This is a genomic window from Streptosporangium sp. NPDC000239, assembly GCF_040300765.1.
Classification (GTDB): Bacteria; Actinomycetota; Actinomycetes; order Streptosporangiales; family Streptosporangiaceae; genus Streptosporangium.
On record NZ_JBEPEI010000001.1, the window covers coordinates 90,982 to 103,989 of the forward strand.

Genomic DNA, 13,008 nt, shown 5'->3' on the forward strand with positions numbered 1-13,008 from the left:
ACCTACAGGTATGCGCCTGCGGGACCTGTGCCAGGTCGATCACCTGGGGCTGAAGGTCCTCACCGGTCACGACCTGCTCGACCGCAGGGTCCGTGGCGTCACGACCACCGACCTCATCGATCCGGGCCGCTTCCTCAAGCCCGCGGAACTGGTCCTCACCGAGCTGACCTGGCATGACGGGCCCGGCTCCGCCAGGCGGTTCGTGGCCGCCCTGGTCGAGGCCAGGGTCGCCGCGCTCTGCTCGGGCACCGCCCTCAAGGTGCCGCCCGCCGATCTCGTCGACGCCTGCGCCGAGGCGGGGCTGCCGCTGCTGGCCCTCGGCGTCGAGGTCTCCTTCGGCGCGCTCACCGAGTACGTGCTGCGTGCCCTGATCGAGGAGTACGGCGCCGCCGCCCCCAGCAGGCCGTACGGCCCGCGCAGGAGGCTGGCCAGCACGCTCGTCGACGGCGGCAGCCTGAGCAAGGTCGTCACCACGGTCGCCGGGGAGCTGGACGTGCCCTGCTGGGTACTCTCGGCGACGGGCCGGGTGGTCGTCGGCTCGCAGCCGCTGCCCGAGGGGGCCGGTGGGCGGCTGGCGCAGGCGTTCCTGTCCGCCCGTTTCCTGCCCGGTACGGCACCGCAGCCGGACGGCACCGTGCTGTCGGTCTTCCCGGTCAGCAAGGGGGCCCCGCACCGGATCGCCAACTGGTTCCTGGCCTACGCGGGTGAGCAGGTGCGGGCGGGCGGTGAGCACGAGGACCTGGTCGTCGAGCTGGCAGCCCTGGTGGCGCTCGAACGCTCCCGCCTTGAGGCGGCCCACCGCATCGAGCGCCGGGTCCTCGACCAGCTGCTGGACCTGCTGGCCTCCGGCGACGCGAACCTGCCCGGGGTGGTCTCCCGGCTGCACACCCTGCACATCGAGACCGAGCACGGCCTGCTGGCCGTCGCGCTGGCCGTGGAGGGGATCGACCGGGCGGACGAGGTGGGGGTCGCGGTGCTCGACGAGCTGCTGCGCCCGCTGGCGCCCGGCGTGGCGACCGCCGCGGACCGGCACGCCGTAGCGCTGGTGCCGCTGGCGGGCAACACCGCGGACGAGCTGACCGCGCACCTGCTGGCCGGGGCGGCCACGCTTGAGGCCGGGCTCGGCGAGGCCAGGATCACGATCGGCGTCAGCAGCGTGACCAACGGCCCGGCCACGCTGAGCGGCCTGATCGAGGAGGCCAGGCACGCCCGCACGCTGGCCGAGCTGGGTGAGGGCCGGGTCTCGGCGATCACCGGGGCCGACGTCAGCTCCCACCGCTCCCTGATCGCCGCCATCCCCGGGGAGCTGCGGCGCTCGTTCAGGACCCGGCTGCTCGGCCCGCTTGAGGAGTACGACGCAGCCCACCAGACGGACCTGCTGGAGACGCTGGAGACCTTCCTTGAGGAGTCGGGCGCGTGGGCGGCGACCGCCGACCGGCTCCACGTCCACGTCAACACGCTGCGCTACCGGCTCAAGCGCATCGAGGAGCTGACCGGTAGGTCGCTGACCTCCCTGGACGAGCGGGTGGACTTCCTGCTGGCCCTGCGGATGCGCTGATCCCACGGGCCTCACCGGGGTTACCCTGTGTCCGCATCGCAATGCGTCCTCATCCACCCCCCTTTCAGCCTGAAGGACGTGAAAGACCACATGAGACACCGACTCATCGGGGCTCTGGCCGTCGTGGGAACCCTGCTGATCCCGCTGGGAGCCGCCGTCCAGGCGGACGCCACGGTCGCCCTCCCGATCCGGATCGACGCCAACGGGCCCGGCCTCACCGACTCCTCGGGAAACCTCTGGGAGGCCGACCGGGGATACGACATCCGCTACGGCGGCGGCCGGATCCCCTCTCCCATCGAGGGCACCGTCGACGACGCGCTGTACCAGACCTACAACGCCTTCGGCGGCGGGGCTGGCTACGCCCTCGACCTGCCCAACGGCACCTACCGGGTCACCCTGAAGATGGTGGAGGACTGGGCCACGGCGGCGGGGCAGCGCCGCTTCGACGTCAGGGCCGAGGGGGTGACCGCGCTCGGCGCCTTCGACGTCTACGCGAACTGCGGCAGGCTCACGGCGTGCGACCGCTCCTTCACCGTCGCGGTCACCGACGGCCGATTGAACCTGCAGTTCAGCGCGAACGGCGGAGCCAACCACGCCACGGTCTCCGCCGTCGAGATAACCGCCGCCACGGCCACTCCCTCGCCGTCGCCCACAGCGTCGCCCACTGTGTCCCCTACAGGGTCGCCCACCCCGTCCCCCACTGTGTCACCCACAGCGTCCCCTACAGGGTCGCCCACGCCGTCTCCCGGGGGCGGCCGGGTTGTCGCGGTGTCAACGGCCTCGGGGCTCAAGACGGCGTTGAGCACGGCCCTGCCCGGTGACACGATCCGGCTCGCCGACGGGAGATACACGGGCAACTTCAAGGCCACCGTGGCCGCCAGGCCCGACGCCCGCATCACGATCACCGGCTCCTCCGGGGCGGTCCTCACCGCAGGCGGCGGCTACGGCCTGCACCTCAACGGAGCCTCCTACTGGACCGTCACCGGCGTCACCATAACCGGCGGCCAGAAAGGGATCATGATCGACGCGGCGAAGGGCGTCGTCATCGACGGCGTCACCGTGCACGACCTCGACATGGAGGGCGTGCACTTCCGCAACTCCAGCACCGACGGCGTCATCAGGAACTCCACCATCTACGACACCGGTAACGACGGCCGGGGCATGGGGGAGGGCGTGTACGTGGGCACGGCCAACACCCTGTCCGACAACAGCGACCGCATCGAGATCGCCGGCAACACGATCGGTCCGGACGTCGGCGGTGAGAACGTCGACATCAAGGAGGGCACGACGGGCGCCAGGATCGTCGGCAACACCTTCGACGGCGGCGGGCTCACCGGCGCCAACTACGACGACTCCTGGGTCGACGTGAAGGGCAACGACGTCCTCGTCCAGGGCAACGTGGGCAGGAACACCACCAACAACGGGTACGAGACCCACACCCAGCGGCCCGGATGGGGCTGCGGCACCGTCTTCCGCGACAACGTCTCGGACCTGACGGGCGCGACCGGTGACCGGCGGCTGGCGATCAACGTCACCAACCATGCCCCCGGCTGTGAGACGACGGTCCACGCGAGCAACACGGTGACGGGCGGCAACGGCCTGACGAACGTCCCGGTGACCCCGTGAGACGGCTGGAGGCCGCCGCCCGGACTCGGGCGGCGGCCTCCAGCGGGTTGGTTCAGCGGGCGGCGTAGGCGTCCAGCTCGGCGAGGTAGGCGTCCTTCAGATGGCGGGGCAGCCAGGTGATCTCGAAGGCGTTGCGTTCGAGCTGGACGAGGTCCTCCTCGGTCAGCGAGAGCTCCTCGGCCAGGACGGCCAGGTTCTCCTGGACGTAACCGGCGAAGTAGGCCGGGTCGTCGGAGTTGACCGTGACGCGCAGGCCGAGGTCGAGCATCCTGCGGATGGCGTCGGCCTTCGTCGAGTCCGTCACGTAGCCGTTGGAGATCGGGCACACGGTCAGCCCGAGCCCCCGCTCGCGGAGCGTCTCGACCAGCGCCGGGTCCTCAAGGACGTTGACGCCGTGGTCGACGCGGTCCACGCCGATCTCCTCGACGGCCTGGCGGATGTGCTCGACCGAGTTCTCCTGGTCGACGTCGCAGTGCATGGTCAGCAGGTAGCCCTCCTGCCTGGCCCGCTCGTAGACGGCCTTGAACTTGACCGGGGGGTTGCCCTTCTCGTCGGAGTCGAGGCCGACACCCACGATCCACTCCCGGTAGGGCAGCGACTCCAGCAGCGTCGCCATGGCGTACTCGGCCTGGAAGTCGCGCAGGAAGCACATGATGAGCTGCGCCCTGATCCCGAGCTGCCGCTCGGCGTCGATCAGCGCGCGGCGCAGGCCGCGGATCACGAGGTCGAAGGGCACACCGCGCGAGGTGTGGGCCTGCGGGTCGAAGAAGATCTCCGCGTAGCGGACGTTCTGCGAGGCGGCCTTGCGCAGGTAGGCCATGGCCAGGTCGTAGAAGTCGGGCTCGGTGCGCAGCACCTCCATGCCCTCGTAGTAGATCTTGAGGAAGGAGGGAAGGTCGTCGAAGGAGTAGGCGGCCCTGATGTCCTCGACCGAGGAGTAGGGCAGCTCGATGCCGTTGCGCTCGGCGAGCGCGAACTTGAGCTCGGGTTCGAGGGTGCCCTCGATGTGCAGGTGGAGCTCGCACTTGGGCAGCCCCGCGATGAAGTCGGTCATGCTCTAGCTCCAGGAGAGGATCGGGTCGACGACCTTGAGTTCGACGCAGTCCACCAGGCCGAGATCGGTGATGGCGTAGTCGGGGATCGCGGTGATCGACAGGAAGAAGAGATACATCATCGGTGAGGGCAGCGCGCAGCCCAGTTCGCGGGCCAGATCGTCCAGCTCGCTCTCCGCCTCGGCCATCTCCCGCGCGGGCAGGTCGGAGACGATGCCGCCGACCGGCAGCGGCAGCAGCCGCAGGACCTCGCCGTCCACGACGACGGCCTGGCCGCCGCCCGCCCGGACGACCTCGTTGACCGCCAGGGCCATGTCGGAGCGGGAGGCGCCGACGCAGATGATGTTGTTGTCGTCGGGGGCGGCGCTGGTGGCGATGGCGCCCCTGGTGATGCCGAAGCCGTTGACCAGGGCGACCGGCCGGTTGGCGGTCTTGCCGTACCGCTCGACGACCGTGATGTAGAGCGCGTCGTGCTCGACGGACGGTTCGACGACGCCGCCGGTCACGGGGAGCGTGACGTCGTGCCGCTTGCGGACGAAGACCTGCTCGGGGCTCATCCGCATGGCCAGCGCGGTGACCGAGGCGGCCCCTTCGGGGGCGCGCAGCACGATGTCGTCCGCGGTCAGCTCGGCGACGGGGAAGGGCCGCACCGGCGGGCGGGCGGGCGGCGCCGTGGGCGTGATCATGGCGTTGTCCCTGGCCACGAGCCTGCCACCGGCCACGACCTCACGCACCTGGAAGTCGGCCAGGTCGTCCACGATCAGCACGTCGGCGAAGCGTCCCGGGGCGATGCTGCCGACCAGGTGGTCGATCCGGTACATCTCCGCGCAGTTGATCGTGGCCATCTGGACCGCCGTCACCGGGTCGACGCCCGCCTTGACGGCCATCCGGACCAGCTTGTCCATGTGCCCGGCGGCGAGCACGTCGGCGGCGTGCACGTCGTCGGTGCAGAAGGCCACCCGGCGCGCGCCGACCTGGGAGACCACCTGGATGTTCTCCTGCAGGAAGTGGGCGACGCTGGACTCACGCACGATGGCGTAGATACCCAGGCGGAGCTTCTCCAGTGTCTCCTGCGCCGAGTACGACTCGTGGTCCAGGCGGATTCCGGCCGCGGCCAGGCCGCTGATCCGGCGCGTGTCGGACATCGGGGCGCAGCCGAAGACCGGGAGCCGGTGCCGTTCGGCCAGGTCGAGGGCCTCCATGACGGCCTCGTCGCCGTGCTCGACGAACTCCTGCACGGTCTCCCAGATGCCGACGCACTCGGGCCACTCGTGGGCCAGCCGGTGCTCGGCGGGGCCGAAGGTGTGCCCGACGGTCGACTCGGGAACGGTGTAGGGGGCCTTGGCGGGTGCCCCCCACCACACGCGCATGCCGGTGGCCGCGGCCTCGTCCAGGCAGCTCCGGACCCCGGGCAGGCCCTCGGCCACCAGGATCTGGTCCAGGCCGGAGACGACGCTGGTCGTGCCGTAGGGGACCACCAGGTCGGCGAAGCCGGTCACGGAGAGCTTGCTGCACTCGATGTGCAGGTGGCCGTCGATCAGGCCGGGGACGAGATGGCCGCCCCGGGCATCGATGATCTTCGTCTCGGGGCCACGGGGCAGGTCGGGACCGACCAGGGCGATCCGGGAGCCGCTGATCCCGATCTCCGCGGGATAGGTCTCGCCGGTCAGCACGTTGACCAGGACACCGTTGGTGATGATCGTGTCGGCGGGACGTCGTCCGTACGCGACGTCGAGCAGGGCGCGGTCGGGCATTTCGCTGCGGCCTTTCTGCGGGTCAGGCGGGGACGGGGACGGGGGCGGGGCGGCGTTCCAGCACGGCGTAGACCAGACCGGCCACGGCCACGCCCGCGAAGATGCTCAGGTCGGAGCCGCCGGTCGCCTGGGAGAGCGGTCCGGTGAAGGCCGCCGAGTTGATCCACAGCGCCGCCGCGACCATGCCCGCGGCCTGCGCGATGATCCCGTTCCAGCGGACGCCCCCACGCCCGTGGTACGGCCCGGCCTCGGCGAACAGGCCCTCGGCGTCGTAGGAACCCCTGCGCCGCAGCCAGTCGGTCAGATAGACGCCGGCCCACGGGGCCAGCCAGAGGATCAGCAGCCCGAGGAAGGTGTTGAGCATCGTGTTGAAGGAGTCGGAGAACACCGCCACACAGGTGATGGCCACGCAGATCACCAGGTCGAGCACGACCGCGGCCGAACGGTTCAGCCTGATCCCCGAGGCCTGCAGGTTCAGGCCGGAGGAGTAGAGGTCGGTGGTGTTCACCGCGAACAGCGTGACGATCGCCAGCAGCAGGTAGGGCACGACGAACCAGGAGGGCAGCGCGCCGGGCAGCCCGGAGACGGGGTCGCCCGCGTCCTTGACCACGGTGGCGACGGCCGCGCCGAGCGTCATCAGCAGCACGTACGGCACCAGCCCGCCGAGCGCGGCGTAACCGAAGACGGCCTTCCTGCTGGAGGAGGCGGGCAGGTAGCGCGAGTAGTCGCTGCCCAGCGGAGCCCAGGACAGGCCGCCGCACGACATGACCAGTGCGACCGCGACGGTGAACGTGGCGAAGTCGGCCCCGCCCCCGGCGGTGGCCTGTACCTTCGGGCCGACGAGAACGGCCATGACGGCGAACATCGCGACGAACACCCAGGTGAAGTACTTCTGGGCCTTCATGACGGCGGCGTGCCCGACGAGCGGCAGGACGAGCTGGATCAGCGCCGCGACGACGATCACGCCGACCTTCAGGGCCGCGCTCTGGGAGGCGATCCCGGCCTGGTCGAGCAGGGCCAGCGAGGCGAAGGTGATCAGCACCATGCCGCCCGCCTCGAAGCCGACCATGTTGATCCAGCCGAAGAAGCTGAGCACCCGGGCGCCCTTGGGGCCGAACGCGGCGCGGGAGACCGCCATCGTCGAGGTCCCGACGGCCGGTCCCTGAAGACTGGTCAGGCCGACCAGCGGGAAGGACAGCAGGTTGCCGATCACGATGGCCAGCACGGCCTGCGGAAAGCTGAGCCCGAGGGAGACGACGACGGTCCCGTAGACCAGGGTGAAGACTCCCATGGTGGTCCCGGTCCACAGGAACAGCAGGTCACGTGGCCTGCCGTACCTCTCGGACGGCGAGACCAGCTCGATCCCGCGTTGCTCGACGGCCACTACGCCTCCACCTGGTGCCTTGGACATTCACCTTCAGTGAACCAGGGCATGCGGCGTGCTCCCGTTGTCGGAGAACACGAGGTCAGGGGGTCCGGACTGTACCGGTCTCCAAGGTGATCGCCGGGCGGGAGGGGAGTCCTACAGGGCGTGCAGGGCCAGGCCCGCGGTGAACAGCAGGCCGAAGACGAGCTGGAAACGGCCGGTCTGCTGCAGCGTCGCGATCAGCGCCCGGCCGGTGGCACCCTGGGCGACCGCCCTGACGGGGGCGACGGCCAGCGGGGCGGCGAGCAGGGTGAGCGCGGCGAACGGCTGCCAGGGGACCAGCGCCAGCGCGAGGACCAGCGGCAGCACCAGGCACACCGAGTAGAGCGTGCGGGTACGGCCGTCGCCGAGCACGACGGCCAGGGTGCGCTTGCCCGCGGGGCCGTCGGTCGCGATGTCGCGCAGGTTGTTGACCACCAGCAGCGCGCAGGCCAGCAGGCCGACGGGGACCGCGGCGGCGACCGCGGTCCACGGCAGTGACTCGGTCTGGACGAACGTGGTGCCCGAGACCGCGAACAGGCCGAAGAACACGAACACCGAGATCTCGCCCATCGCGCGGTAGCCGTACGGCCGCGAGCCCCCGGTGTAGAACCAGGCCGCCGCGATCGACAGCGCGCCGATCAGGACAAGCCACCACGCGCGGGTCACCACGACCAGGGCCAGCCCGGCGACCGAGGCGGCCAGGAAGCAGCCGAAGGCCGCGAAGAGCACCTCGCGAGGGGTGGCCGCTCCCGAGCCGACCAGCCGCATCGGGCCGACCCTGCCGTCGTCGGTGCCGCGCACACCGTCGCTGTAGTCGTTGGCGTAGTTCACGCCGATCTGCAGGGCGAGCCCGACGAACAGGGCGAGCAGGGCCCGCCACCACACCGCGCCGTCGTAGCCGAAGGCGACGCCGGTGCCGACGGCGACCGGGACGACGGCGGCGGGCAGGGTGCGCGGGCGGGCTCCGGCGATCCACTGGCTCGGGGTGGCCATGGCTGCGAACGTCCTCTCGAAGGTCAGCTGATGTCGGTGGCCAGGCGGACCATCCGCACGGAGCGACCGATGTGCAGCACCCGTTCGGCGCCGTCCTCGCCCCAGCCGGCCGACTCAAGGAAGCCGAGCACCGCGTGGTTGTCGGCGAACGCCCACGTCACGATGGTGCGGTAGCCGTCCTCCCTGAAGTGGTCGACCGTGGCGTTCAGCAGGCGGCTGCCGTGGCCGCGCCGTATGTGGTCGGGGTCGACCAGGAAGGTCAACAGCTCCCCGGTCGTGGTCGGATCGAGGTCGGGGTCCTCCGCCGGGGCGTGCGAGGCCAGCCCGACGACACGCTCGGGACCCAGGGCCGCCGCCGCGGCCGCGATGCCGCCGGGACCGAGCGCGGGGAACGCGTCGGTGTCCAGGACGACCTTCTCGACCGCCACGAGCACCCGGTGCCGTCTGCTGGGCGGGGAGACGATCGCCTCGTCCCACTGCCGTCGCCAGAGGTCCTCGGCCGCCGTGCCGGTCATCTGCTCAAGCGGCCCCTCGGGAAGGAAGTCCCGGTAGCCGTATCTCCAGGCGCGAATCTGGGTGCTCGCCACCGCGGCGACATCATCGTGCCGAGCCGCCCGCACGCCTACGTCTGCCATTCGGCCCGCTCCCTCTCTGCCGTCTGCCGTCGCCCATGACACGCCGCCTCGCGGGTCTCGTGCCACGCGAGCGGGCATCAGGCGGGTGGAACCGTGAGGCAGCCCCTACACCGTATCGGGGAATCAGACTCAGAGATGACGCGGCTGCGTCTCGGTCTGGCGCCGTGCCCGATATGCCCGAGTCTTGGTGCGGTTGCCGCACACCTTCATGGAACACCACGAGCGCGAGCGGTTCTTTGAGGAGTCGACGAAGGCCCACTGACAGGTGCTCTCCGTGCAGACCTTCAACCTGGGCCACATGCCCTCGGCGTGCGCCTCCATCACGGCCGCCGCGATCCTGGCGAGCCCGCCGGGGACGCCGGAGGCGGCCGGTTCGAGGACCGGCCCCGCCTCGGTCAGAACGACCCGCAGCGCGAGATCGGGGAACGACCTGGGCGGGGCCGCCTCCTGGTCGCGGTCGTGGTTGTGCCGCAGCGCGGCGCGCAGGGACTCGCGCAGGTCCACGGCGGCGCTCACGTCGGTCTCGTCCGCCGTGTCGGCGGGCCTGATCAACTCGTGCCTGCCGAGCCAGGCGGTCAGCGCGGCGGGGGACGGGATCGAGTCGGTCGCGCTCTCGACGTCGTAGGTGTTCACGAAGTCGCACACCAGGTCGGCGGCGTTGCCCATGGTCAGTCACCTCTTCGAACCGCTGTTGAAACCACTGTATGTCAATAGGAGGTTTTTCTCTCCTCGACACCCGCATAATGATTTCAATGGTGTCGGCTCTCGTCTCGGCGGGCACGGGCGGCGGCGCTCAGGCCTCCTCGACCGCCGTCGCCAGCCGCCTGACCCCCTCGGTCAGCTCCGCCGTGTGCGCCGCCGCCGAGTGGCTGACCCTGATCCGGGGGCCGGGTGGCTCGGCCGGGTAGTAGATGCGTCCCGGGCTCACCAGGACGCCCGCCCGCCTGGCCCGCTCGACCACGGCCTCCTCGTCCAGATGGCGCGGGAGCCGTACCCACAGGTGCAGGCCGCCACGGGGGAGGAGGTGGATCTCCGCGGCCGGGGCGAAGGCGGCGAGCGCGCCCGCTAGGGCGTTCCTGCGGGCCGTCAGCTCGCTCTCCAGCGTGTCCAGGTGGCGGCGCCAGGCCGGTGAGCCGACGAACTCCAGAGCGGTCTCCTGCAGCGGCCTGGCGACGAAGAACGACTCGACGATCTGGCTCGCCCGCAGCCGCCGCGCCGCGGGTCCCCTGGCGACGAGGCCCGCCACGCGCATGTTGGGGGACAGGACCTTGGTGAGCGAGTTGATGTGCACCACGGTCCCGTGCTCGTCGAGCGCGGCCAGCGGCGGCGGGACCGGGGAGGTCGCGAAGTATCTGGCGTAGTCGTCCTCGACGACGAACGCCCCGGCGGCCCGCGCGACCGCGAGCACCTGCCTGCGCCGGTCGAGGGGGAGCGTCGCGCCGGTCGGGTTGTGCAGCGTCGGCTGACACAGGAAGACCCGCGCGCCCGTGACGGCGAACGCCTCGGCCAGCAGGTCGGGCCGCACCCCGTCCCCGTCCATCGGTACGGCCGTCGCCCGCAGCCCGGCGGCCCGCGCCGCGGCGAGCGCCCCCGGGTAGGTGGGTGTCTCGACCAGCAGGGGGGTGCCGGGGGCGGCCAGAGCACGCAGCGCGTGGGTGAGGGCGGCCTGCCCGCCGCTGACCACGAGGACGTCGGCGGCGGTCACGTCGCCGCCCAGTTCGCAGGCGAACCACCCGCGCAGCTCGGGCAGGCCGCCCAGCGGCGGCACCTCCCAGACGCCGGGACGTCGCATCGCCCGTGCCCCGGCCGCCGACAGGGCCCGCGCGGGGCGGATCGACGGGTTGAGGTAGCCCCCGGTGAGCGGGACGACGCCCTCGGGTGGCGGGGTGAGCAGCCCGACCACGTCGGTGTCGTCGACCACCCGGTCGCCGAGCGCGACCGTCTGCCAGGACAGGTCGGGGGCGTTCTCCACCCGCGCCTGCGCGGGGGCCACGTAGGTCCCGCTGCCCGGCCTGACGATCACCCGGCCCTCGGTGGCGAGCCTGCTGAGCGCCCTGGAGACGGTCACCGGACTCACACCGTGGACCCGCATCAGTTCGCGGCTCGACGGCAGCCTGTCGCCCGGCCGCAACCGCCCGGCCTCCTCCCTGAGGATGGCGGCCAATCGGACGATACTGCTATCGTCATTCATGAGAGATAAGAGTAGCGCTACGCTCGCCAGCCCGATAGCGGTCGGCCGGGAGACCCCGGCACCGGCACCGGCGGAGGGAGGCGCCTCGTGGCGCGGGACCCTGCTCGCGGGGCTGGGGGTGTTGACCTTCTCCGGCTCATTCCCCGGCACGGTCTTCGCGATGGAGGGGTTCGACCCCTACCTCGTCGCGATCGGGCGCGCCGTGGTCGCCGTCGTCGCGGCGGTCGTGTTCCTGCTGGTGGCCAGGGCGCCCTTACTGCCGCCCAGAGAGCACCTGTGGTCGTACCTGGTCATCGCCGCCGGGGTGGTCTTCGGCTTCCCGATTCTCAGCGGGCTGGCCCTGGACGCCGGAGCCGACACCTCCCACGCCGCCGTCGTGGTCGGCCTGCTGCCCGCCGCGACCGCCGTCTGCGCCGTCCTGCGGGGCGGGGAACGGCCGAGGCCGCTGTTCTGGGCCGCCTGCGCGCTCGGCGCCCTGTCGATCACGGTCTTCACCGTCGGCAGAGGCGGCGGCCACGTCACCGGCGCCGACCTGCTGCTGGTCGGGGCGCTGCTGTCGGCCGCCGCCGGCTACACCGAGGGAGGGCGCCTGGCCAGGCGGACCCCCGGCTGGCGGGTGATCTCCTACGCCCTCGTCGTCGCGGCCCCGCTCACGGTCCCCCTGACGGTCGCGCTGGCGCTGACCACGCAGGTGCGGCCGAGCGCGGTCTCGCTGGCCGGGTTCGCCTACGTCGGGCTGATCTCGATGTTCCTGGGCTTCATCCCCTGGTACGCGGGTCTGGCCAAGGGTGGCATCGCCAGGGCCGGGCAGACCCAGCTCGCCCAGCCGCTGCTCACCCTGCTGTGGGCCTGGCTCCTGCTCGGCGAGCCGTTCGACCCGGTGACGGTCGCCGCGGCACTGGCCGTGCTCGTGTGCGTCGCGGTGAGCCAGCGGGCGCGCTCCTGAGGAATTCCCCGAATTATCGTGGTGCTTTGTTGGGGAATGTGGCCATTCTCGGATTGCGATGTCCCGGACGGGTGCCGCGCATGCTGAAAGGACGGGGGAAAACGCCTGACGCCTGCCGATCGGAAAGTGATCCGTTTCCCCCGGCGTCGTTCGTGGGGGCCGTTCACTGTTCCGGAGGGCAACATTGTTCCCACCGTCTCTTCCCGGCACGGGAGGAGCGGTTATACGGTCAGCGAGACCGGTGCCCACGGGCAGGGGGTGGTTCCCCCACGGTCACGGGCGGGCGGGCGACGCAGGCCCTTCGGCGACAGATGGAGGACGGTCATGGCTGGAAGCCCCAAAGTCGGGGACGTGGTCGAGGACTTCGAGCTCCTCGACGAGACCGGTACGGCACGGCGGCTCGTTGATCTGGTGGCCAAGGGGCCGGTGGTGCTGTTCTTCTACCCCGCGGCCATGACCACGGGGTGCACCGCGGAGAGCTGCCACTTCCGCGACCTGGCGGAGGAGTTCGAGGAGGTCGGCGCGAACCCGGTCGGCATCAGCCGCGACGCCGTCACCCGGCAGAAGAAGTTCGCCGACACCTACGACCTGGGCTTTCCCCTGCTGTCCGACCCCGACGGGGTCGTGGCCCGCAAGCTCGGCGCACGCCGTAACTTCGCGGTCGGGCCGTTTCTCACCCGCAGGATGACCTTCGTCATCGACGTCGACCGTCGCCTGCTCGAAGTGATCCACAGCGAGACCAGCATGCTGTCCCACGCCGACCGGGCGCTTGAGGTTCTGCGGGCCCGCGCGCAGGAGTGACGGGACCGGCCGGGCGTGATTTTAGAGGTCCCGGGTGATCACAC

General features: G+C 71.2%; 11 protein-coding genes. 4 read left to right on the forward strand and 7 right to left on the reverse strand.

The genetic code is table 11. The features are described 5' to 3' along the window. Positions 1-10 precede the first annotated feature (10 nt). Complete coding sequence (locus tag ABT340_RS00395) at positions 11-1,558, forward strand: PucR family transcriptional regulator (RefSeq protein ID WP_352008460.1); 1,548 nt, start codon at positions 11-13, stop codon at positions 1,556-1,558. Positions 1,559-1,648: 90 nt separating this feature from the next. Further along, complete coding sequence (locus ABT340_RS00400; protein ID WP_352008461.1) at positions 1,649-3,184, forward strand: malectin domain-containing carbohydrate-binding protein; 1,536 nt, start codon at positions 1,649-1,651, stop codon at positions 3,182-3,184. Positions 3,185-3,236: 52 nt separating this feature from the next. Here the strand turns inward: ABT340_RS00400 and ABT340_RS00405 are convergent, their stop codons facing one another. The 7 genes from ABT340_RS00405 to ABT340_RS00435 all read right to left on the reverse strand — a co-directional run bounded on the left by ABT340_RS00405 (position 3,237) and on the right by ABT340_RS00435 (position 11,199). Further along, positions 3,237-4,238 (reverse strand): adenosine deaminase, encoded by a 1,002-nt coding sequence (locus ABT340_RS00405; protein ID WP_352008462.1) that lies wholly within the window; start codon positions 4,236-4,238, stop codon positions 3,237-3,239. 3 nt (positions 4,239-4,241) lie between these two features. Next, positions 4,242-5,990 carry an adenine deaminase C-terminal domain-containing protein gene (locus tag ABT340_RS00410; protein WP_352008463.1) on the reverse strand — a complete coding sequence of 583 codons (1,749 nt, stop codon included), beginning with the start codon at positions 5,988-5,990 and terminating at the stop codon, positions 4,242-4,244. Between the two features lie 22 nt (positions 5,991-6,012). Continuing rightward, positions 6,013-7,374, reverse strand: a complete 1,362-nt coding sequence (locus ABT340_RS00415; protein WP_352008464.1) for a purine-cytosine permease family protein — start codon at positions 7,372-7,374, stop codon at positions 6,013-6,015. Positions 7,375-7,512: 138 nt separating this feature from the next. Further along, positions 7,513-8,391, reverse strand: a complete 879-nt coding sequence (locus ABT340_RS00420; protein WP_352008465.1) for a 1,4-dihydroxy-2-naphthoate polyprenyltransferase — start codon at positions 8,389-8,391, stop codon at positions 7,513-7,515. A gap of 23 nt (positions 8,392-8,414) precedes the next feature. Next, complete coding sequence (locus tag ABT340_RS00425; RefSeq protein WP_352008466.1) at positions 8,415-9,026, reverse strand: GNAT family N-acetyltransferase; 612 nt, start codon at positions 9,024-9,026, stop codon at positions 8,415-8,417. A 129-nt stretch (positions 9,027-9,155) separates the two neighbouring features. Then, positions 9,156-9,692 (reverse strand): CGNR zinc finger domain-containing protein, encoded by a 537-nt coding sequence (locus ABT340_RS00430; RefSeq protein WP_352008467.1) that lies wholly within the window; start codon positions 9,690-9,692, stop codon positions 9,156-9,158. Positions 9,693-9,819: 127 nt separating this feature from the next. Further along, the gene (locus ABT340_RS00435) at positions 9,820-11,199 is read right to left on the reverse strand and encodes an aminotransferase-like domain-containing protein (protein WP_352009436.1); all 1,380 of its coding nucleotides are present in this window, start codon (positions 11,197-11,199) and stop codon (positions 9,820-9,822) included. Between the two features lie 16 nt (positions 11,200-11,215). Between ABT340_RS00435 and ABT340_RS00440 the strand changes: the two genes are divergently transcribed. Both ABT340_RS00440 and ABT340_RS00445 read left to right on the forward strand, forming a co-directional pair. Further along, complete coding sequence (locus ABT340_RS00440; protein WP_352008468.1) at positions 11,216-12,163, forward strand: DMT family transporter; 948 nt, start codon at positions 11,216-11,218, stop codon at positions 12,161-12,163. Between the two features lie 324 nt (positions 12,164-12,487). Then, positions 12,488-12,964 carry a peroxiredoxin gene (locus ABT340_RS00445; protein ID WP_352008469.1) on the forward strand — a complete coding sequence of 159 codons (477 nt, stop codon included), beginning with the start codon at positions 12,488-12,490 and terminating at the stop codon, positions 12,962-12,964. The last annotated feature ends 44 nt before the right edge of the window (positions 12,965-13,008 follow it).